The sequence below is a fragment of the Tepidanaerobacter sp. GT38 genome (genome assembly GCF_021991635.1).
Lineage (GTDB): Bacteria > Bacillota > Thermosediminibacteria > Thermosediminibacterales > Tepidanaerobacteraceae > DTU063.
The window spans coordinates 29,240-50,399 of record NZ_JAFFJA010000001.1 but is presented as its reverse complement, the minus strand read 5'-3'; the positions used below and the strand labels follow the sequence as shown (position 1 = coordinate 50,399).

Below are 21,160 nucleotides of genomic sequence, written 5' to 3'. Positions count from 1 at the left end.
TATAGCAAAAAGGGAGTATGCATATGTCAAAAACAGCAATCGTTACCGGCGGAGGCCGAGGCATAGGTTTTGCCATAGCTTACCAATTAGGTAAGGATGGCTACAATATAGTTATTTTGGGAAGAAGTCCAGAGGAGAATTACCGGGAAAACCTTGATTTGCTTGCAAGAGAAGGTATCAACTATCTCTATGTTCAAGGTGGCGTAGATAAAGCAGAAGATCGACAAAAATGTGTTGATGAAGCCATTAAAAAGTTTCAAAGGATAGATGTCTTGGTAAATAATGCAGGTGTTGCACCAAAAGTAAGAGCTGATCTATTGGAAATGACTGAAGAGAGCTTTGACAGAGTTGTGGGAATCAATACTAAAGGCACAATGTTTATGACCCAACTCGTTGCAAGACAAATGTTAAAGCAAGAAATGGTAGGGCCTAAGAGGGGTACTATCGTAAACATATCTTCATGCTCGGCTGTTGTGTCTTCAACCAACAGGGGCGAATACTGCGTTTCTAAGGCCGGCATTTCCATGCTGACGAAACTTTATGCGGATAGACTTGCCGGTGAAGGCATATACGTATATGAGGTGAGACCCGGAGTTATCGAAACCGAAATGACTGCAGGTGTTAAAGAAAAATATGATGCGCTAATCGAGCAGGGTGTATTCCCCATAAAGCGCTGGGGAAAACCTGAAGATGTAGCAAACGTAGTTTCAGCACTGTGTTCTGATAAATTCCTATACTCTACAGGCATCTATATAGATGTGGATGGCGGCTTCCACATACAAAGACTGTAATTAAAATCCCGTTATTTGCCGGGAAATGTAGCAAACGGGGGAATGAGGATATGATTGAATCTACGATTAAGATAAAAGATTACAATATCAGGGTGTATTCGCTCAATACTGTAGTAGTTGGCACTGGCGCAGCAGGTTTCAACGCAGCCGATAGGCTCGTTGAATATGGCCAAAAAGATATAGCTATCGTAACAGAGGGCATTAATGCTGGTACATCGAGAAACACGGGTTCCGACAAGCAAACATATTACAAACTTACGCTTTCTGGATATGAGCCTGACTCAATAAGGGAGCTTGCCAAAACTTTATTTGACGGTCAGTGCATGGACGGAGACATCGCCCTTTGCGAGGCCGCACTATCTGCTCAATGTTTTCTAAAGCTGGTAGAACTGGGAGTTCCTTTTCCCCGCAATAGATACGGTGAATATATCGGCTATAAGACTGACCATGACCCAAGGCGTCGAGCCACTTCTGCAGGCCCATACACCTCAAAATTTATGACGGAATGTTTGGAAAAGGCAGTAAGGGCAAAGAATGTTAAGATTTTTGACAAGATGCAGGTAATAAAAATATTGACCAAAGATAACAGGCTTTTTGGACTGTTATGCATTGACCTAGAAAATCTTCACAACGCCGACAAAAGGTACGTTGCATTTAACTGCAAAAATGTAATATATGCAACAGGTGGACCGGCAGGCATGTATGCGGACTCGGTTTATCCCATAGGCCACTACGGTGCAACGGGGATTGCCTTTGAAGCAGGTGTCATGGGCAAAAACCTTACTGAATGGCAATACGGATTATCATCTATAAACCCGCGGTGGAATGTTTCCGGCACCTACATGCAGGTGCTGCCTAAGTTCATTTCTACTGATAAAAATGGAAATGATGAACGGGAATTTCTGTTTGATTTCTTCTCCGATAAAGGAGATATGCTTACAAAGGTATTTTTGAAGGGCTACCAGTGGCCTTTTGATGTTCGCAAAATAGATGGCGGTTCATCCATTATCGATATTTTAGTATATATTGAAACATGCATTAAGGGGCGCAGAGTATTCCTTGACTTTCGGGACAATCCAGGTGGTGAAGAAATAGACTTTTCCATTCTCGCACCTGAAGCACGGGAATACCTTGAAAGGGCTGGGGCCACCTTTGGCACACCCATTGAAAGACTTATGCACATGAACGCGCCGGCAGTAAACTTTTACAAAGACAAAGGCGTTGATCTTCATAAAGAACCCTTAGAAATTGCTCTTTGTGCTCAGCACAACAATGGAGGCCTTACAATTGACAAATGGTGGCAAACAAATATTGAAGGATTTTTTGCGGCAGGAGAAGTAAGTGGCAGCCACGGTGTGTATCGCCCAGGTGGTACCGCATTAAATTCCGGACAGGTAGGCTCTACAAGAGCAGCTCAATACATTGCTGCCAATCGCAAAGGGAATCCTGCTGACTTAGATACATTTAAAGATGCTACATTAAATGCTATAAGCGATTCTATTTCCATGGGTGATACGGCACTTGCTGATTGTGACAATGTAGATGAGATCTGGCAAAATGCCGCAAAGCGAATGAGCCGATTTGGTGCGGCAATCCGAAGTATTGAAGATATACGCAAAGTAACTGAAGAAATAAAGGGCGAACTTGAAAATTTCGCAAGTTTAGTTAAGACTTCTTCAGTAAACAACCTTCACAAGGTATATCGCCTTTATGATATTCTAATTTGCCAATACGTATATCTAATGGCAATGGTAGATTATGTGGAAAATGGTGGCAAGAGCCGCGGGTCAGCCCTTTATACGGATAAAAACGGCAAACTGCCTTATGATAGTCTACCAGATATTTTTAGATATACCCTTGATGATGGCTCAAGAGGCAATATGGTGCAGGAAGTTTTGTACAAAAACGGTATATGTGAGTTTAATTGGCGTAAGGTTCGCGATATTCCAGAAGATGATGACTTTTTTGAAAATGTTTGGAGAAGTTACAGGGAAAACGGCAACATATTCTAGTCATAAAAAATTAGAAATGGGGGATGAGGTTGCGAGCATTGCAACAAAAAACACCAATATATTCGATTGTTTTTGTATCACCTCGTTACTGGCCGAATGCAGAAGAAACACAAAAAGTCGTATCCGAAATTGCAAAAACCCTGACTGATGATTTATATAAGCAAAACCCAGAAATTGTTGTAAAAAACATAACTATTTCCAGTGAAAATGAGCTGGAAGCATTTTTAGGGCAGCATCCAGAAGGTTTTGGCCTTTTTATACCCATTAGCGGAGCAGTCCAGCCTTGGATGATAAAAGCCGCCGAAAATTTCGACGGTATAGGTATATTAGCAGCATATGAGCCAGGATTCTTAGAGGAAAAAACAGCTTACAGGTTGCTGGAAGCTAATGCTGCACCGGCTGTTGCTGATGTCTATAGTGTCATTAAACGAAAAGGTCTGCCGATTGTGCTATCAAATGAACTTGAGGAAATAGTCGTGTTGCATAAAGCTATACAGGCTGTAATGCGCATGAAAAAAACTTCCATGATTTTAGTGGGAAAAACCGAAGACTGGGTAATCAGCAGCTGTCGTTCATTTGACAGGATACGGGATAAGACCGGTATAGAATGTACAAATATTGAACTACAGGAATTATACAAGATGTATGAATCTGTGTCTAATGAGGAAGCACAACCTGTATATGAAAAGTGGCTTAAGGATTGTCAAGAAATAGTGGAGCCTGACAGTGATGATGTTATAGCAGCTTCCCGGTTAGCCGTGGCCATACAGGAGCTTGTACAAAGATATAATGCTGATGGTATTGCAATTGCCTGTTTTACCCTTTTAAAGGAATTGGGCACTACCAGCTGCCTTGCTCTAAGTATGCTAAACGACAGTGAAAACTATATAGGGGCTTGTGAAGGTGACTTGGATTCGGCGGTAACGCTTCTTATGATGAAAGCTCTTACCAATACGCCTTCATGGATGGCAAATCCCATGATTGAAAAAGGTAATGTTCTAAAACTATCACACTGTTCGGCACCTCTTATTATGGCAGGCAAATCTTGCTCATATAAACTGAGAAGTCATCATGAAAGCGGTATAGGTGTTAGTCCCCAGGTTAGCTTGCCGGAAGGGTTGGCCGTTACCATAACTCGAGTAGGAGATGATTTAAGTTCTATTAGCGTAAACACTGGTATTACAGTAGATACTATTTATACACCTACCTGCAGGACACAACTTCGAATCAGACTTGATTCCATGACAGATTTTATTGAAAATCTTTTAGGATGTCATCAGATCGTAACTTATGGTAACCATCTAAAACAAGTATCACATGTAGCAAAGCTCCTAGGTTTGAAGATATTAAACTAGGCAAAGATGATGATTTTAACACAGGGTTTAGCTGCAACATTCTTGCTTGAAATGGCTGGTTTCAGCACTTATAGATTTTAGTGAGGAGAAATGCCAATGAAGGTAAACAATATATTTGACGTAAAAGGCACCGAGTTTCCTGCCGGAAGGCTTACAAGGGTGCTTGTAGGGCCTGGAGCTCCTGCGGAAGCCAATGGGTTTGTACTAGGCCATGTAACCATATATCCCGGTGGGTCAGTGCCTTTGCACTCCCATGAACAGGAAGAAGTATATATTATCCTCAGCGGATATGGAAAAATGCACATAGATGACGAAACCGCTGATGTAAAACCAGGAGATTATGTGTATATAACTCCAAAAGCAAATCATCTCCTTGAAAACACATCAGATGAAGACATGATAATGGTATTTTGTTACGCACCTAAAAGCATAGTTGACCATTGGCAGGAAGAATTGGAAGGAAAAATAAAGTAGGGTGAAAAGCAAAGGCGAAATTTTATGCGCCTTTGCTTTTTTGTGGTATAAGCAGGTGGTAATTGAAATATTACAGATAGGGTGCTATGATAAAGAAAAGTGTTTGAGCGGATTAACATTTGGCACGGGGGATGGGCATGGAAGATTTTATATTGCAACTTGACCGTATAGAGAAAAGTTTTGGGGGTGTAAAAGTTCTTAATGGTCTAAGCCTTTCGGTAAAACAGGGGGAATTCATTACACTACTTGGGCCTTCAGGATGTGGCAAAACCACTACATTACGCATTATTGCCGGCCTTGAAAAGCCCGACAGTGGAAAGGTTTATTTGGAAGGAAAGGACGTTACAAACGAGGAACCTAACAGGCGAAATGTGAATACGGTATTTCAAAATTACGCCCTTTTTCCCCATATGACCGTTGAAGGCAATATAAGCTACAGCTTGCGTCTTAAGCGCCTTGACAGGGCAAAGATAAAAAAGGCGGTTTCTGAAGCGTTGGAGCTTGTTCAACTTGAGGGTTATGAAAAACGGATGCCAAGCGAACTTTCTGGAGGTCAGCGACAGCGAGTAGCCATAGCCCGGGCCGTTGTAAACGAACCAAAGGTTCTATTGTTGGATGAGCCTCTTGGGGCTTTAGATTTACAACTTAGGCGCCAGATGCAGACAGAACTAAAGCGTTTACAGAAACACTTGGGTATAACCTTTGTATATATAACCCATGACCAGGAAGAAGCACTTAATATGTCCGACAGAATTGCCGTCATGAGGGATGGCAAGTTTGAACAGATAGGCACGCCTCAAGAAGTTTACGACTACCCAAAGACCAGTTATGTGGCTCGTTTTGTTGGTTCTGCCAACATTATTTACGGCACAGCATATGATGTAAATGAACACACTGTTGTCTTTAAGAACGAGGATGGCATAGGTATTGTTGCGCGAAATCGGGCAAATATAGCTTATGGACAAAAGGTAACTGTAGCGGTTCGAAGCGAGCATATCAGGTTAACCCCGGCTGCTTCAGACAGCAATGCTGAAGGCTTTGTTGGAGTCGTTAAGGAAAAGAGCTTTGCCGGAGGCCTGTTACAGATAATCGTAGCTTTAGCTGATGGAAAAGAGCTTGTAGCTAGCCGTCACGGTATTGATTCTACTCTTGTCCCAGGGGATAAAGTGATTGTCACATGGGCGCCGGAAAATGCCATATTGGTGGATTTGGAGGGCGCATAATGATAAAGAGAGCATTTGAATGTTTTCGCCAACTTAACATAAACTGCGTGGCTTTCCTTGCAGTTTTGCCCCTTTTTGTGTTTACATTTATGTTCGTAATAGGGCCTTTAATATATATGCTGGTACTTAGCTTTTTACAGCGGGCGGAAGTGTGGGGAATAGTAAATAAATTTACTTTTAAAAATTACATGGATATCTTTGAACCGGTATATCTAAAAACCTTCATAGAGTCCTTTAAACTTGCAATTACTACTACCATTCTTATTATGATTATCGGATATCCTTTTGGCTACTTTATGGCCAAATTAGATGCAAAGTGGAAAAAGCGCATGATGCTGCTCATATTTATTCCTTTTTGGACCAGTTCTCTAATAAGGCTTTACGGCTGGATTATAATTTTTAGAGCCAATGGAATACTAGACAAATTGTTGATGGCACTTAATATCACTGAAGAGCCGCTGAAACTTTTATACACCTATCCGGCAGTTGTCGTAGGAATGATATATGTACTCTTGCCTTTTATGATTTTTTCTGTTTATTCCAGCGCTGAAAAGCTAGACTGGAGCCTGGTGGAGGCGGCAAGAGATTTAGGTGCAAGTTCAATGCAAGCCTTTTTTACCATTTCGTTAAAATTAACCTTGCCTGGCCTTTTATCAGGCGTGGTACTGACATTTATTCCATCTATGGGTCTATTTTTTATTGCTGATATTTTAGGTGGGAATAAGGTAGTCCTTGTAGGCAACCTCATTCAGGAGCAGCTAATGAAAGCACACAATTGGCCCTTTGCGGCGGCGCTTTCCGTGGTGCTGATGATTCTTACCAGTGTTATGATTTACATCTACCGCCGCATATCCAATGTAAAGGAATTGGAGGGGCTGGTATGAAAAACAACACAAGGCTTGCGAACATTTACCTTGGTTTCATATTAGCTCTCATGTATCTCCCGATTATTATAGTTATTGTTTATTCCTTTAATAGCAGCAAAATTAGTTCTGTTTGGGGCGGATTTTCTTTTAAATGGTATAAAGAACTTCTGCGTGACAAATCAATGTTTGATGCAGTCGTAAACAGCCTTATTTTAGCTTCAACAAGCAGCATTTTGGCTGCAATAATCGGGACACTGGCTGCTGTAGGTATGCCGAAGGTAAATCTCCCTGGAAAAGGTGTCGTTGAATATTTATCTACGCTACCCATTATGATTCCGGAAATTATTCTCGGCATGGTATTTTTAACGTACTTTTCTTTGATTAGATTGCCTTTTGGTATGCTAACTTTGGTAATAGCCCATACATCCTTCTGCATACCCTATGTATATATGCTGGTAAAAGCAAGACTTGTAGGTATAGACAAGAGCCTTGCGGAGGCTGCTAAAGACCTTGGGGCCAGCGAAATAAGAGTGTTTTTCGATATTACCTTGCCACTGATATTGCCTGCTATTTTATCAGGCATGCTGCTTTCTTTTGCTATGAGCCTTGATGATGTGGTAATTAGCATTTTTGTTACCGGCGTAAATACAAATACGCTGCCAATAAAGATATATACTCAGCTGAGAACCGGGGTAACTCCCAAAATCAATGCTCTATCTACCCTTATGTTGGGGGCTAATTTATTAATTTGCCTATTATCTGTGTGGATAGGCAAGCAAGGTTCCCATCATAAAGAATATCTAGAAATGGAGGGAAATTAGAATGAAAAAAACCTTTGTAATGGTATTAATATTTGCATTATGTGCAAGTCTCCTGGTTGGCTGCGGAGGTTCCAGCAAAGTGCAGGATAATGAAAATACCGCTTCCCAAGATACACAACTAAACTTATTTACTTGGGAGGGAATGTTCCCACAAGAGGTTTTAGATGAATTTACTGCAGAAACAGGTATTGCCATTAACTACAGCAACTTTGATTTTAATGAAACAATGCTGGCAAAATTGCAAACTGCAAAAGGCGGCGATTATGATCTAGTTATTGCCGATGACTATATTATAGAAACCGTTATTGCCGAAGGACTTGCACAAAAACTTGACAAATCAAAACTTGAAAATTATGGAAATATTAATCCCATATATCAATCTCAATTCTACGATCCTGAGAATGAATATACGGTTCCATATGGAGCAGGAATTCAGACTATAGTGTATGACCCTGATTTAGTAAATATAGATATTTCCGGTTATGCTGACCTTTGGGATAGCTCCCTTAAAAACAGTATAGGCATCATCGGCAACTATCGCGTTATAAACGGCCTTGCTTTAAAAGTCCTTGGTGAAAGTTATAATACAGAGGACATTTCAAAAATCCAAGCTGCCGGTGAAAAGCTTTTAGAGCTTGCACCAAATATTCGGCTAATAAAGGATGACAACCTACAGGATGACCTTTTAACAGGCGAAATTACAGTAGGTGTTATGTACACTTCCCAGGTGACAATGGCAAAACTCGCCAACCCCAATTTGAAGATTGTCTTCCCTTCTGAGGGAATTGGCTTTGGCATTATGGCGGGTTTCATACCTTCAAATGCACCACATCCTGATGCTGCACACAAGTTTATCGATTACATTTTGCGGCCTGAAGTATCTGCTAAATGTTTTGAGTGGTTAGGTTATTACTGTACCAACAAAGCTGCCGAGGAGTATATCAGCAAGGAATATAAAGATTTTCTTACATTGCCTACAGATTTTAGCAGTGACATGGAAATGATTCAAAGAGTGGGGGCAGAAGCAGAAGAAGCTCATGCAAAGATTTGGACAGAATTCAAATCTGCAATTGGCAAGTAAAGTATATCCAGCAAAGCAATTGAAGCTAGTTATAGTGTATTAAATATCAAATCCGCATCTTGAGGGGAAATTTAGCATAATGTTATATGAGAATATAAGGCAAGCCAAATTCATAAACAGGCCAAATAGATTCATTGCAAATATTGAAATAGATGGGAAAATCGAAGTTTGTCATGTAAAAAACACAGGTCGTTGTAAAGAGCTCCTGGTGCCAAATGCCACAGTTTTTGTACAGGAATCCGCCAGCAGCAAACGCAAGACAAAGTACGATTTAATTGCTGTATACAAGGGCGATCGGCTTGTCAATATAGATAGCCAAGTGCCAAATAAAGTATTTCATCAATGGGTTTTAGAATCTAATTTTTTTAAAGATATTACTTTAGTCAAACCTGAAGCAAAATACAAAAACTCCCGCTTCGATTATTATATAGAAACGGCAAAGAGCAAAATTTTCATAGAGGTTAAAGGTGTTACTTTGGAGGAAAATGGCGTTGCGTTATTTCCTGATGCGCCCACAGAGCGGGGAGTAAAACATATTAATGAGCTCATCAGCAGCTTAGATGAAGGTTATGAAGCGTGGATTGTTTTTATAATTCAAATGAAAGATATACTGTATTTTACACCAAATGAAAAAATGGACAAAGCTTTTAGCACAGCCCTTGAAACAGCCTATATGCGCGGAGTAAACATTATTGCTATTGACTGTTTTGTAACCCCAAATTCTATAAAAGCAGGAGATTTTGTAAAGGTAAAGATATAAACACTAAAAAAATATTTGACGAGCTTTATTGACCTGTAAAAAGTTCCTGAATATAATGTAGTAAATTACAAAAGGATGGGAGAGGGCTGTTTTGAACTATCCAAAAGCAGATATTTTTAGGCGCTTTATAGCATATTTAATCGATGCGGTTATAGCAAGTGTTCTCATTTATGTACCTATATTAGGTGGTATAGTTAGCACAGTTTACATGCTGACAAAAGATGTGATAGCCTATGAAATTACTAAAAACCCTGATTTTAAAAATAAAAGTATAGGTAAGAAACTTATGGGCCTTGAAGTTGCGAGTTTAGAAGGAAAAGACATGAACTGGGAAATTTCTATAAGAAGGAACTTACCCCTTGCCATAGGTAGTGTTTGCAGCATAGTTCCAATAATCGGTTGGATCATAGGTGCAATACTAGGGTTTATTATGTCTGTAGTTGAAATCATTCTTGTTTTAACCGACAGTAACGGTAGAAGATTTGGGGATAGGCTTGCCAGCACCCAGGTAGTATCCAGTGAATCATTGCCGAAGCGAAATGATGTTATAGATATTTAGACAAATGTGGGCTGCTTAAAAGATTTGCAGCCCTTGTATTTAATTAGGATTTATATTTTAGAAGGGAATTTTATAGAAACTAAGTATAAATAAAAAAGAGGGAGGTTTTTGTAGTGAAAATTATTGACCTGTCTCATCCTTACAAGATGGATATGACAGTATTTCCTGGAACACCCCCTATTGAAATTAAGCAAATCGCGCAAATAGAAGAAGGCGGATATCGTATAACGGATTTTCATTCAATTGTACATGTAGGCACTCATTGTGATGCTCCTGCCCATTGTCTAAAAGGTGCTAAGACTATGGACGAGATACCTCTAGATGAATTTGTAGGGTATGCGGTAATCGTAGATGTAAACGTTGATGATGAAAAAGAAATAAAACCTGATGTTCTCAAAAACTATGAAATCAAACCTGGTGATATAGTGCTGCTGCGAACCGGTTATTCGAAATATTGGGGCATGGCAAAATACGTGGAAGATTCACCGTATTTGTCTGAAGAAATGGCACAGGCTCTTGTAGATTTAAAAATTAAAGCTATTGGCATTGATTTTATATCTCCGGACAAGGTGGAAGACAACGCAGCACCAGTGCATAAAATTTTTATGAAAAACAGCGTACATATTATAGAGAATCTAAATCGCCTTGATGAAATTGATAAACCCAGAGTATTCTTTGCAGCTGCACCGTTGCTGATCTACAAGGCTGATGGCGGTTTTACAAGAGCGTTTGCTGTGATCGAAGATTGAATATTTGCGAAAAATTTGTGCATTGGATAAATATATTTATGTTGCAGTGTAAAAAGTCGTCGACCTGGAGTAGTGCAAAAACCCCTGGAGGTCGACGACTTTTTTGTACACATGAACAATGGTTAAAACTCTTGCACAACAAAGGATTTATGATATAATATAAAAAGACTGATTTTTTAAAAAATACTTTTTGCAAAAATAAACCCTTTATTTATAAGGCATTTCAATGGGTTTTTAGCCTACCTATAAGGGATTGAAACCGAATCTCGCTAAATATAATGAGGGGGAGTTAGTGGGGTTTTTAGCCTACCTATAAGGGATTGAAACGTGGAAAATCCAGGCCCCCTTGACTACGAAAAACAACGTTTTTAGCCTACCTATAAGGGATTGAAACCGGCCATGGACGGGGTTTTTACCGCATATTGGACAGGTTTTTAGCCTACCTATAAGGGATTGAAACTAATTTACTTCGGAGGACCGGACCATATCCCGTGTAAGTTTTTAGCCTACCTATAAGGGATTGAAACTATTTTCTTCAATTAGGTATGAGTTTTGATACACTTTGTTTTTAGCCTACCTATAAGGGATTGAAACAGAGATGCAAGTAACTTTTCCAAGATGTTTTCTTTATGCGTTTTTAGCCTACCTATAAGGGATTGAAACATGCTTGGGCATACCTGGGGCCGGTGCCTTCAAAAATGTTTTTAGCCTACCTATAAGGGATTGAAACTTGTATCAATAGGAAGTATTTCCTTCAGTCCAGTTTTAGTTTTTAGCCTACCTATAAGGGATTGAAACAAATATAAACCCTTCCGTCTTGTATTTTTTTAAATTGTTTTTAGCCTACCTATAAGGGATTGAAACATCGATGCTTGCATATATGAAATAAGGGCATGGGAAAGTTTTTAGCCTACCTATAAGGGATTGAAACTCTGTTGTGCCACCGACACTTGCACAAACAATATGTAGTTTTTAGCCTACCTATAAGGGATTGAAACGCCCTTTCCAACCGGCTTCAAGCAGAATGTGAAGAGTTTTTAGCCTACCTATAAGGGATTGAAACCTTCGTTTGATATACACCCTGTGCATGTTTTTGCAGGGTTTTTAGCCTACCTATAAGGGATTGAAACCAATATCAGAAATCTTTTGAAGAACCGCCAATTGACCGTTTTTAGCCTACCTATAAGGGATTGAAACAAAATTATCAAGGTTGTGGGAGAGGAGAAGATGATCGTTTTTAGCCTACCTATAAGGGATTGAAATGATGCCACTTGTGGCAGTAGAATGATTTGGTTTGATAAGTTTTTAGCCTACCTATAAGGGATTGAAATATTCTACCTAAACGAGTGCTGGAAATCTCTATTGTGTGTTTTTAGCCTACCTATAAGGGATTGAAATAATCGTTCTTGCTTCATCATCGCATCAGTTTGTTTATGTTTTTAGCCTACCTATAAGGGATTGAAACAAATATTTATCAAGCAATATATCATCTATGTATTTAGTTTTTAGCCTACCTATAAGGGATTGAAACCCATATGCTCCAAAAGGACACCAACAGCCTATAGATAGTTTTTAGCCTACCTATAAGGGATTGAAACATCGGTAGAGATATCGAAAGAGAATATATAAGCCTTGTTTTTAGCCTACCTATAAGGGATTGAAACGAATATTCGGCATGAAGGATTTCTCCTTTTCCTGAGTTTTTAGCCTACCTATAAGGGATTGAAACATTTGATGCCATTTTGCTTCTTTTTCTATAATTATAGTTTTTAGCCTACCTATAAGGGATTGAAACTAAAAAGAAATCATATGTTGATTAGCAGGGCTAGGGAGACAGGTTTTTAGCCTACCTATAAGGGATTGAAACTATAATGAAAATGAAAAGAAAACAATTGATTGAAGCCTTGGTTTTTAGCCTACCTATAAGGGATTGAAACAAGATAGTGACATAAACATTGACTATCCAGATGTTGTTTTTAGCCTACCTATAAGGGATTGAAACTCCTCGAAAGGTTGATAAAAAAAGAGCTTTCAGGATGTGTTTTTAGCCTACCTATAAGGGATTGAAACTTCTATTAGGTGTGAGTGTTCCGTGAGGATTCAGTGAGGTTAGTTTTTAGCCTACCTATAAGGGATTGAAACATTCTCTCTGAGTAAATAGCTTGCTTGTAAATTCTAGGTTTTTAGCCTACCTATAAGGGATTGAAACCGAAATTTGCCGCTTCAGCCGCCAACCCAAAGCTGGTTTTTAGCCTACCTATAAGGGGTTGAAAAAATAAAAAAGCATCGGTTCCGATGGTTGTAAAATAGGACTAAAAAAAGGTTTAATGCAGTGGGCAATCTTCACGCATTAAACCTATAGAGCATCTATTTTTAAGCCTAAGCACTTTTAGCCATACTGGACAATGCTTTAAAACATCTAAGAAATTATTAATGGATATATTTAAGTAATTTAAGTTTTTTCAACATATTAAACGCATTTTAACATGAGTTTTGCGAGGGCTGCTTCCCTGGTATCAGTACCCATTGACACAACTCCGGCTTCAAGTGCTTTAACCCCAACTTCGTAACGGGTAAGATCTACGCCTTCAAAGGGAACCTGAGTGGTGACTGCCACCTTTATTCCAGACTCAACCAGTTCTCTAATGGCAGGAACAAGGTTTCTTGGCTCACGGAATGTTACCCCTCCTGCACCAAAGCCTTCTATAAGTGCAGAATGATATCCTTTTTCTTTTGCAAAAAGCAATATTTCGGGCTCGATACCCGGGTAGAGCTTTACAAGCAGCACTTTTGGATCAAGCTTATCATATAAGACGACAGGAAGTGATGCTTTTTCCTCAGGATTTATGTTTACTCTTTCTGCTATTAGATTCCATACTTGCCTAATTCGCGCCCCCTCAGCCTCCAAAGCTGTCTTGTCCCATTTTACGCCTTCTTCACAGACTTTTCCGGCATAAGCAGCATTGACGCTCCAGAAAGCATCAAAACTTTTTGTTTTCTTTTTATTGGCCCTGTCGCCAAAAATGACTTTTCCATCAAATACTACGAAAACACCGGGCTGAGACGAAGCGGCCACTTTGAAGCTATCAATTAGGTTCCTTTTGGCATCGCTTTCTTCTTCTCCGATGGATTTTTGCGCACCGGTTAGTACCACAGGTTTCTTTAAATATGTAAGCATGTATGTTAGGGCTGATGCTGTGTACGCCATGGTATCTGTGCCGTGAGAAATCACTACGCCGTCAAAATCAAAAAGCGCATTCTTTACCGCACTAGCTATAGTTATCCAATCCTCAGGCTGCATATTGGAACTATCTATGTTCATTATGAGCTTGCCTTCTATTTGTCCTATTTCCGAAAGCTCAGGTACAAGGTCTAGCATTTCTCTTTCAGAAAAGGCTGGCCTAAAACCTTCAGGAGTAGATACTGATGCAATGGTTCCTCCTGTTGCAAGAAATGCAATCTTTTTTATCTGTGAAATCATAAAGTTTCCTCCTTTAAGCAGCAAACTGCCCCTCACTAATCTTTTTCGTCAGTTAGGAAGGGGTGTTCTTATAAGTTATTTGATCTTAAAATTATTTTTTAAGTCTGCTTTTTTGTTTTCCCGTAAAATACGTCTCTGTTCAATTCGCCAAGGGATTTTGCAGCTACCATACTGCCAAGCGGGTCCCCGACCACGTTTAGCAGGGTATTTGGCATATCTATAAGCCTTTATATTCCAGCAATCCATGATACAACCGTTAGAGGCAGCCCCATGGTCTGTAAAAGCGTGACTGCCAAAACGACGGCTCCGCCAGGAGCCGAAACACCACCGGAGCCCAGTATCATTCTCATTATAACCGTTGTGACTAGCGGCCGCTATTCCGACAAAAATTGCAATAACAACTACCTGGATCATTTTATAATTGGCAAATGCACCAACTATATTGTCAGGAATCCAATTTATATAGATTCCAGAATATTGACTTGACCGAGCTCTGCTTGCTTTTCGGCAAGTTTTATATCAGCTCCGGGTCTTATTATGGCCGCCCAGGTTAGCCCTATAGTAGATGAAATTATAGTGGAGAAAGCCCAGTAAACGATAAAAAGCGCGCAGATTTTTTTAATCGAGCCAGGTCTACCACATCGGAAGCAACGGTAGTGATTGAGAAGAATATAACTGGCAATGCAACCATTTCCTGTTATGCTATGAAAATAAACCCACAGCCAATATCTACCTTCAATTTTTATTTTATAATAAAAATTCCATTTTTACAAATATTATTACTTCTTTGTTGATAAGATGGATCTTGATTAGTTGCAAACAATGCCACCTTATCTAAATAATAGATCTTTTTAATTAAAATTTCCTTTCTTCTCCTTCTGCTTACTATGCAGCCTTTACTGATTAAGTTTTTTTGCAAATTAAGACTACTCCCTGGCTATTGATGTATTTCTCCAAGTAGTTTGTTACATAAACGTACCGAGTATCCGTTGATTTATGTTGTCTTATAATTCAAAATCAATTACAATAATAATTAAACCCTTTATTTACAGAAGGAGAAAAAGGAGTTAAATGATTTCAAAGAATGATGCAACAACTAGAGCCCTGTTGGTAAGTGTGATAAATAATCTTGAAGATGACACGACTTTTGAAGAACTAAAACTTCTTTCAAAGACAGCAGGAGTGGAAATAGTGGGGGAAGCAGTCCAGAGAAGAAGCAAGATAGATCCAACATATTATGTGGGAAGGGGTAAGGCTGAAGAGATAGCTGCGGCAGTAAAAACATTGGATGCCAATGCCATAATTTGTGACGATGAACTTTCGCCGGTGCAAATTAGAAACCTTGAAAAGTTAACTGAAGTTCAAATTATAGATAGGACTATGCTGATACTGGATATATTTGCACAAAGGGCAAAAACTTCTGAAGGTAAAATTCAGGTGGAACTTGCTCAGCTTCAATACATGATGCCGCGACTTACAGGTAAAGGAATTGAGCTTTCTCAGGAAGGCGGCGGAATAGGTACCCGGGGGCCAGGCGAAACAAAGCTGGAAACTGATCGCCGTCATATTCGCCGCAGGATACATCGCTTAAAGCAGGAACTTAAACAGATACAAAAGAGCCGGCAGCTTATTATTAAATCTCGCCGCTTTCCGGTTATCAGTTTGGTGGGATATACAAATGCTGGAAAATCTACTCTTATGAATGCACTCACTAATGCTAAAGTAGTTACTGGGGACAGGCTCTTTGAAACATTGGATACTACCACACGCGGCCTTATGCTGCCCGATGGCCGAAAAGTGCTTGTTTCAGATACCGTAGGCTTTATTCGAAAACTGCCTCATCATCTCGTTGAGGCTTTTAAAGCTACATTGGAAGAAGTGAAAGAAGCGGATGTACTCATTTTGGTGGCAGATGGATCAAGTCCTGTTTTGGATGAAGAAATTGCTACTGTAAGTTCAGTTTTGAAGGAGCTGGAAGCTGATAGAAAACCCACAATTCTTGCCATAAATAAGATTGATAAAATCAGCAGCCAGAGTGTGTATATTAGGGGATATGACAGGGAGAAAACTATTGAAATCTCTGCATTAAAGGGTTTAAATTTGGATAAACTTTTAAAAACTATCTGTGATGTATTGCCATCTACCCGTCAATTTGCCCAGCTTGTTATTCCTTACAGCCAGGGGCAGGTACTGGATGAAATACACCAAAATGGGTTGGTTTATGAGGTGGAGTATAAGGATAATGGGGTAAAAGTAAAAGGCAGCATCGAACAGGCTATGCTGAAAAAGTACGAAAAATATTTGGTAAAGTAAAAAAGAGCAAATAAAAATAATTGCTTTTTTTACTTTTCCCGGTTTCTTTTGCTGGCAGCAATAGTTCCGCTGGAAAGAATAATCATAAACATTGCATAAAACATATAATGTATCGATTTGTTCTGACTCGTATTAGTTGTATCTGATTTTTCATTTAACTGATTAGGTTGGCTAAATTGGCGGTGGGTATCTGAAAAGTTGTCCTTTTTTTGAGGCAATTGGACTTTATATGTAGATGATGTTGTTTCTACATTTTTGTTAGTCTGATTTTCAGAATTATGTTGAGCTGTGTTAATAGTTGATTTATCAGTTGTATCGTTAGTTTTTATATCAGTTTTTTTATCAGCGGCTTTATCAGTTGCTCCACCATCTATTTTTTTTGGCTGCGTTGGATTTGGAGTAGGTTTTTTCTCAATTGTCCTAATAAGTGTTTCAAATCCCATTTCATTTACAATTTGTGCAGCTTTTTCTGCTTCTTCTCTGTTTTCATAATTTCCCAAATAAATGCGATAACCACCTTCATGAGCAACTTTGTATACAGGAAGACCCTGCTTTACAAAAAAGTTAAAGTCTATTTCCATTATAACTGTATTTTTATAATAGCCGACTTGCACGACGTAATATTTAGTGCTCTCTGCTAAGATTTTGCTCGTATTAAAAAAAGCAAGCAAAAACACTGAAAATAATATGATGTTTTTCTTCATTTAACTTTCTCCTAGTATGTATTTAAATTTTTATAGTCTGGCAGAAGGTTTAGATAGTGAACTATTAGATTCTTCCAAGTCATGTTCAACAACATCTATTTTAACGACAAATTTTATGGCAATCTGATTATTGAATGAGGCAGGAAATACCTTATTTAGGCTGTTGTTGATTTTCGCTTGTGTTATTAAAATTTCTTTTTTGTCGGAAATGTTTAAGATCACTGCTAGTGTATCTTCTTCTAGGCGATATTTTTTGTTTGTCGTTGGAAATAAGTTATTTAAGATATTAGAAGCTACGAGAATAGCTCTGTCGGTCTTTTGCCTTCCTAATAAAGCTAATACTTCTTTATAGTGTACAAGGCTTATAATAACAACTGCAGTTTTGCTGCTCTGAGTTGATATTTCAAGTAAATCTTCATAGAACTTTTGCTTATTTTTAAAACCCGTTAGACTATCTATCATATTCTGATTGACCAAGTCCAGCTCAAGAGTAGTTTGTCCCAGCTGACCGGATGTAAAAGCTATTATCGGAAAAGCGGTAATCCATATGCCGTTTTCTAGTAAGGTAAAATTTTCTTTGGAGTAAAAAAGTACAAATACCAAGTATAAAAAGTCCGCGAAAAAAGCCACTGATAAACCAATGGCTGGTTTTACATAAAAAGATAGCATTATCAAAAGAAAGGATATACAAAACATTGAGTAAGTTTTTACAGTTGCTTCCTTTGAGCCCAAAAAAAACATGGAACACAGTATAAACATCTGCAAAACGAGTAGCATAAACAATAAATCTCTCTTCTTGCCGAGTTTCTTCATGCCATACCCCCTAATTATTAAATGGAAAATATAACCACATTATATTTTACGTTAATATATATATTTTTTCAACTTGGTACGACAAAACAAGACTCCACCCGACAACGCAATTGGCGATTTTCCTGGGTCCCGGAACCTCGTTATTACATAATAAGAGCCCAAGAGGTTATTTGCCTCCTGGGCTCTTTGATATTATTCGACATTTTTTATCAGTGCTTTATTTCTCCAACTGCCTTTTTTGTAGAAATATGCAGTTATCATAGCACCGCATACCCATGCTGTTACAAGGGAAATGAACACTGACTCGGGCCTACCGTTTGGATATTGAGCACTGCGTGTGAGAAAGACTAGGCCGTAGGCAATGGGAACCCTCAAGAAGAATGTTGTTATCAATGAAAGCCACATGGGAGTTAAGGTGTCTCCTGCACCGCGCATGACACCTGAGAGAACTTGCGTAACCGCCATTGCAATGTATCCAATTGCCAGGATGCGCATCATTTTCATACTTAAATCTACCAGTTCTACTGTGTCGGTAAAAATGTTCATTAGGTATCTACCAAAAATCAAAATTATTATTGTTATAAATGTTGAGATCCCAACAGCTATTCCCAAACCTTGACGTGTTCCCAGTTCTACTCTGTCAAGCCTTTTTGCACCGACATTCTGCCCTGCATATGTGGTCATAGCCATGCCGAAAGAAAAATTAGGCATCATAGCAAATCCGTCTACTCTCATTACAATTACATTGCATGCAATGAACAGTTCCCCAAAGGTATTTGTAAGGGATTGAACTGTAATCATTGCCAATGAAAATATGACTTGAGTCATGCCTGACGGCAGTCCTAATTTTAAGAGGTCGAGCACATATTTTCTTAAAGGTTTCATCATGCTTAAGTTGAGGTCAAATACATCATCCATTTTTTTTAGTTTGATGGCACAAAATACTGCTGAAATAATTTGCGCAATTATTGTTGCCAGCGCCACTCCAGGTACACCCATATTAAAACCGACAACAAACCATATATCTAAAATCGTATTAAGAAAAGTAGCAATAAGAAGATAAACCAGTGCGGACAATGAATCTCCAAGGCCTCGCAATATTCCTGATAGGATATTAAAATATGAAAATCCCCAATTTCCTAATAATAATATCAAAAGATAGTCTTCTGCCCAATCTATAATGGTTTCCGGCGTATTTATAAGAGCAAGTATAGGCCGGACGACAAAGGGCGATATTACCATTATTATTGCGGAAGCTACTGCTGTCATAGTTATGCATATACCGATGGCTCGGGAAAGTTTTTCTCGGTCTTTTGCGCCGAAATACTGGGAGACCATAATACCTGCTCCTGTAGCTACAGCTACAAAGAGGACCAGTAAAAGGTGCAATACGGGCAAGGAAGTACCAACAGCTGCCAGGGCATTATCGCCTACGTATCTTCCGATGACAATAGAGTCTACGGTATTATAAAGCTGTTGAGCAATGTTGCCAATTAACATGGGAATAGAAAATTCGATAATTCGCTTCCATGGTGCTCCCACAGTCATGTCCTTTGGCGAAAAAAACTTTGCAACACTTATCACGTTTTATTTCAACCCCTTCTTAAACCAGAGCTTAATTTACAAAGTTAATTAAGATTATACCACAGCTAAATGTAAACGATAAATATATTAGGCTATAATAAAATTAGGATCTTAGAATAATGAACCCTACAATTTTTTAATTAAGTATCATTTAAAAGGGCTCTAGCCCCGGATTAAGCTAAAGCCCTAAGCATCGCTTTTAATTGCAGTATCGGGCAAAAATTCTATTGGTTTTTCGCGAACAAACATTATTAAAACGCCCCCAAGTATTGATATCAGTGCTGCTACGTAATAAGCCGCTACAAGTGAACCAGTTATATCTCTTATAAATCCAGTTACAACGGGAGCAACAACTGCTGACATCATACCTGAAAAGTTAAATACGCCCATAGCCGTGCCCAATGCATCTTTATCCATGGCTGTTGCATGACTGCCGGTCCAGGCAATTGCAATTGGGTCCCAGGATGATTTGCCAAATATACCGTAAGCTATCAGAGAAAGTATTATGGCCAAATTTGAACGGGCGTAAGCCATGAGGAAGATAGTGATTGCCCCGAGAGGAAATAACATTAGTGCGATCTTTTTTCGACCCAACTTATCAGATATTCGGCCCATTACAAGACTTGGAATTATAGCGCTAATCCCAACTATAGCTACAAAAAGACCGGCGAGTTCCATACTTATACCGCGTTCTTCCTGGAAAAAGGTTGCTCCCCAGGTTACTGCAGTCCAGTATCCATAAAGAGCACAAAACTGAGCTAAATTTATCAACAATATATTGCTGTTTTTAAGTATTTTAATAAGAGGAAAAGCTTTTTTGGAGCTGTTTTTGCCGCTGTCATTTGTTACATTAGGCAGAATGATATAAAAACCAAGTGCGGATAATATGGTTATAAGTGCCAATGCGATAAATATTCCTGCATAACTCTTAAAATGCAAGTACAAGGGACCGCTGACTGCAAGTCCGATGATAAGCCCGAAAGACATTCCTAAATTGACTATAGCAGCTCCTATTCCCCAATGTTTAGAATCTACGGTTTTTAGCATTATGCCATATGCACAAGGATAAAATGATCCCGCACCAAATCCGTGTAAAGCTGTAAAAAATAGCAGTAATATGTAAGTGTTTGCAAATAAACCAAAGCATAGTAAAGCAATGCCTGCTATAATGAAAGTGAGCACTAAAAGTCGTTTTTTTCCGAGCTTGTCCGCTAGTATCCCTGATGGAATTTGCATAGTTACATATATTAAAAAATAGCTGCTTGTTATGGAGCCTATCATAGTACTTGAAAGATTAAACTCTTCTCCTATCACAGAGAGGAGCGGATATAGTGCAGTCCTGTCAGCGTAAAGTAAAGTCCAACCTATACATAGGGAAACTAAGATTATTAATGCGTTTTTACCGATTCTAGCTTCGCCCACATGTAGCCCTCCAGAATAATGAAGTAAAATCATTATATATTATAGCAGAAGTTACTTTTATATATAAGCCAAAAAAAAGGATATTTTAAATAATATGTAGAATATATCAATGAGAAAACTTGAAACAGCATTTCAAATAACGATACAATTTT

Annotated in this window: 17 protein-coding genes and 1 CRISPR repeat array; of the genes, 12 read left to right on the top strand and 5 right to left on the bottom strand. The window is 38.9% G+C overall.

Features of this window, described 5'->3' with window-relative positions; translation table 11 throughout:
- Positions 1–23: 23 nt before the first annotated feature.
- The 11 genes from JT739_RS00240 (at position 24) to JT739_RS00190 (ending at position 10,691) form a co-directional block, all read left to right on the top strand.
- The gene (locus JT739_RS00240) at positions 24–791 is read left to right on the top strand and encodes a 3-ketoacyl-ACP reductase (RefSeq protein WP_237659099.1); all 768 of its coding nucleotides are present in this window, start codon (positions 24–26) and stop codon (positions 789–791) included.
- A gap of 50 nt (positions 792–841) precedes the next feature.
- A complete protein-coding gene (locus tag JT739_RS00235; protein ID WP_237659098.1) occupies positions 842–2,803 on the top strand; it encodes an FAD-binding protein in 1,962 nt (653 codons plus the stop codon).
- A gap of 29 nt (positions 2,804–2,832) precedes the next feature.
- Entirely contained in the window at positions 2,833–4,158 is a 1,326-nt protein-coding gene (locus JT739_RS00230) for a hypothetical protein (protein WP_237659097.1), read from the top strand.
- Positions 4,159–4,254: 96 nt separating this feature from the next.
- Positions 4,255–4,632 (top strand): dimethylsulfonioproprionate lyase family protein, encoded by a 378-nt coding sequence (locus JT739_RS00225; protein WP_237659096.1) that lies wholly within the window; start codon positions 4,255–4,257, stop codon positions 4,630–4,632.
- 137 nt (positions 4,633–4,769) lie between these two features.
- Positions 4,770–5,855, top strand: a complete 1,086-nt coding sequence (locus JT739_RS00220; protein ID WP_237659095.1) for an ABC transporter ATP-binding protein — start codon at positions 4,770–4,772, stop codon at positions 5,853–5,855.
- On the top strand, positions 5,855–6,739 hold the full coding sequence (locus tag JT739_RS00215; RefSeq protein WP_237659094.1) for an ABC transporter permease: 885 nt from the start codon (positions 5,855–5,857) through the stop codon (positions 6,737–6,739). The genes JT739_RS00220 and JT739_RS00215 overlap by 1 nt, the downstream gene beginning before the upstream one ends.
- Positions 6,736–7,542: an ABC transporter permease gene (locus JT739_RS00210; protein ID WP_237659093.1), complete on the top strand. Its 807-nt coding sequence runs from the start codon at positions 6,736–6,738 to the stop codon at positions 7,540–7,542. Before JT739_RS00215 ends, JT739_RS00210 begins: the two co-directional genes overlap by 4 nt.
- Position 7,543: 1 nt before the next feature.
- The gene (locus tag JT739_RS00205; RefSeq protein ID WP_237659092.1) at positions 7,544–8,623 is read left to right on the top strand and encodes a spermidine/putrescine ABC transporter substrate-binding protein; all 1,080 of its coding nucleotides are present in this window, start codon (positions 7,544–7,546) and stop codon (positions 8,621–8,623) included.
- A 79-nt stretch (positions 8,624–8,702) separates the two neighbouring features.
- Positions 8,703–9,383 carry a DNA/RNA nuclease SfsA gene (sfsA, locus tag JT739_RS00200; protein ID WP_237659091.1) on the top strand — a complete coding sequence of 227 codons (681 nt, stop codon included), beginning with the start codon at positions 8,703–8,705 and terminating at the stop codon, positions 9,381–9,383.
- A gap of 91 nt (positions 9,384–9,474) precedes the next feature.
- Positions 9,475–9,942: an RDD family protein gene (locus tag JT739_RS00195; RefSeq protein ID WP_237659090.1), complete on the top strand. Its 468-nt coding sequence runs from the start codon at positions 9,475–9,477 to the stop codon at positions 9,940–9,942.
- Between the two features lie 113 nt (positions 9,943–10,055).
- Positions 10,056–10,691 (top strand): cyclase family protein, encoded by a 636-nt coding sequence (locus tag JT739_RS00190; RefSeq protein WP_237659089.1) that lies wholly within the window; start codon positions 10,056–10,058, stop codon positions 10,689–10,691.
- A 230-nt stretch (positions 10,692–10,921) separates the two neighbouring features.
- Positions 10,922–12,965: direct repeats of the CRISPR family, unit length 30 nt; unit sequence GTTTTTAGCCTACCTATAAGGGATTGAAAC.
- Between the two features lie 196 nt (positions 12,966–13,161).
- Here JT739_RS00190 and JT739_RS00185 read toward each other — a convergent pair.
- Positions 13,162–14,172: an asparaginase gene (locus JT739_RS00185; protein ID WP_237659088.1), complete on the bottom strand. Its 1,011-nt coding sequence runs from the start codon at positions 14,170–14,172 to the stop codon at positions 13,162–13,164.
- Between the two features lie 1,071 nt (positions 14,173–15,243).
- Between JT739_RS00185 and hflX the strand changes: the two genes are divergently transcribed.
- Positions 15,244–16,485 (top strand): GTPase HflX, encoded by a 1,242-nt coding sequence (gene hflX / locus JT739_RS00175; RefSeq protein WP_237659086.1) that lies wholly within the window; start codon positions 15,244–15,246, stop codon positions 16,483–16,485.
- Positions 16,486–16,514: 29 nt separating this feature from the next.
- Here hflX and JT739_RS00170 read toward each other — a convergent pair whose 3' ends face one another.
- The 4 genes from JT739_RS00170 to JT739_RS00155 all read right to left on the bottom strand — a co-directional run bounded on the left by JT739_RS00170 (position 16,515) and on the right by JT739_RS00155 (position 21,008).
- Positions 16,515–17,189 carry an SPOR domain-containing protein gene (locus JT739_RS00170; protein ID WP_237659085.1) on the bottom strand — a complete coding sequence of 225 codons (675 nt, stop codon included), beginning with the start codon at positions 17,187–17,189 and terminating at the stop codon, positions 16,515–16,517.
- A gap of 30 nt (positions 17,190–17,219) precedes the next feature.
- Positions 17,220–18,002, bottom strand: a complete 783-nt coding sequence (locus tag JT739_RS00165; protein ID WP_237659084.1) for a GGDEF domain-containing protein — start codon at positions 18,000–18,002, stop codon at positions 17,220–17,222.
- A gap of 192 nt (positions 18,003–18,194) precedes the next feature.
- Complete coding sequence (locus tag JT739_RS00160; protein ID WP_370642530.1) at positions 18,195–19,550, bottom strand: MATE family efflux transporter; 1,356 nt, start codon at positions 19,548–19,550, stop codon at positions 18,195–18,197.
- Between the two features lie 222 nt (positions 19,551–19,772).
- On the bottom strand, positions 19,773–21,008 hold the full coding sequence (locus tag JT739_RS00155; RefSeq protein ID WP_237659082.1) for an MFS transporter: 1,236 nt from the start codon (positions 21,006–21,008) through the stop codon (positions 19,773–19,775).
- Positions 21,009–21,160: the final 152 nt, after the last annotated feature.

Excerpts from the sequence above, each read along its gene's own strand:
- JT739_RS00240 (WP_237659099.1), top strand. The coding sequence starts at position 24 with ATGTCAAAAACAGCAATCGTTACCGGCGGAGGCCGAGGCATAGGTTTT.
- JT739_RS00235 (WP_237659098.1), top strand. The coding sequence starts at position 842 with ATGATTGAATCTACGATTAAGATAAAAGATTACAATATCAGGGTGTAT.
- JT739_RS00225 (WP_237659096.1), top strand. The coding sequence starts at position 4,255 with ATGAAGGTAAACAATATATTTGACGTAAAAGGCACCGAGTTTCCTGCC.
- JT739_RS00220 (WP_237659095.1), top strand. The coding sequence starts at position 4,770 with ATGGAAGATTTTATATTGCAACTTGACCGTATAGAGAAAAGTTTTGGG.
- JT739_RS00215 (WP_237659094.1), top strand. The coding sequence starts at position 5,855 with ATGATAAAGAGAGCATTTGAATGTTTTCGCCAACTTAACATAAACTGC.
- JT739_RS00210 (WP_237659093.1), top strand. The coding sequence starts at position 6,736 with ATGAAAAACAACACAAGGCTTGCGAACATTTACCTTGGTTTCATATTA.
- JT739_RS00205 (WP_237659092.1), top strand. The coding sequence starts at position 7,544 with ATGAAAAAAACCTTTGTAATGGTATTAATATTTGCATTATGTGCAAGT.
- sfsA (WP_237659091.1), top strand. The coding sequence starts at position 8,703 with ATGTTATATGAGAATATAAGGCAAGCCAAATTCATAAACAGGCCAAAT.
- JT739_RS00185 (WP_237659088.1), bottom strand. The coding sequence starts at position 14,172 with ATGATTTCACAGATAAAAAAGATTGCATTTCTTGCAACAGGAGGAACC.
- hflX (WP_237659086.1), top strand. The coding sequence starts at position 15,244 with ATGATTTCAAAGAATGATGCAACAACTAGAGCCCTGTTGGTAAGTGTG.
- JT739_RS00170 (WP_237659085.1), bottom strand. The coding sequence starts at position 17,189 with ATGAAGAAAAACATCATATTATTTTCAGTGTTTTTGCTTGCTTTTTTT.
- JT739_RS00165 (WP_237659084.1), bottom strand. The coding sequence starts at position 18,002 with ATGAAGAAACTCGGCAAGAAGAGAGATTTATTGTTTATGCTACTCGTT.
- JT739_RS00160 (WP_370642530.1), bottom strand. The coding sequence starts at position 19,550 with ATGACTGTGGGAGCACCATGGAAGCGAATTATCGAATTTTCTATTCCC.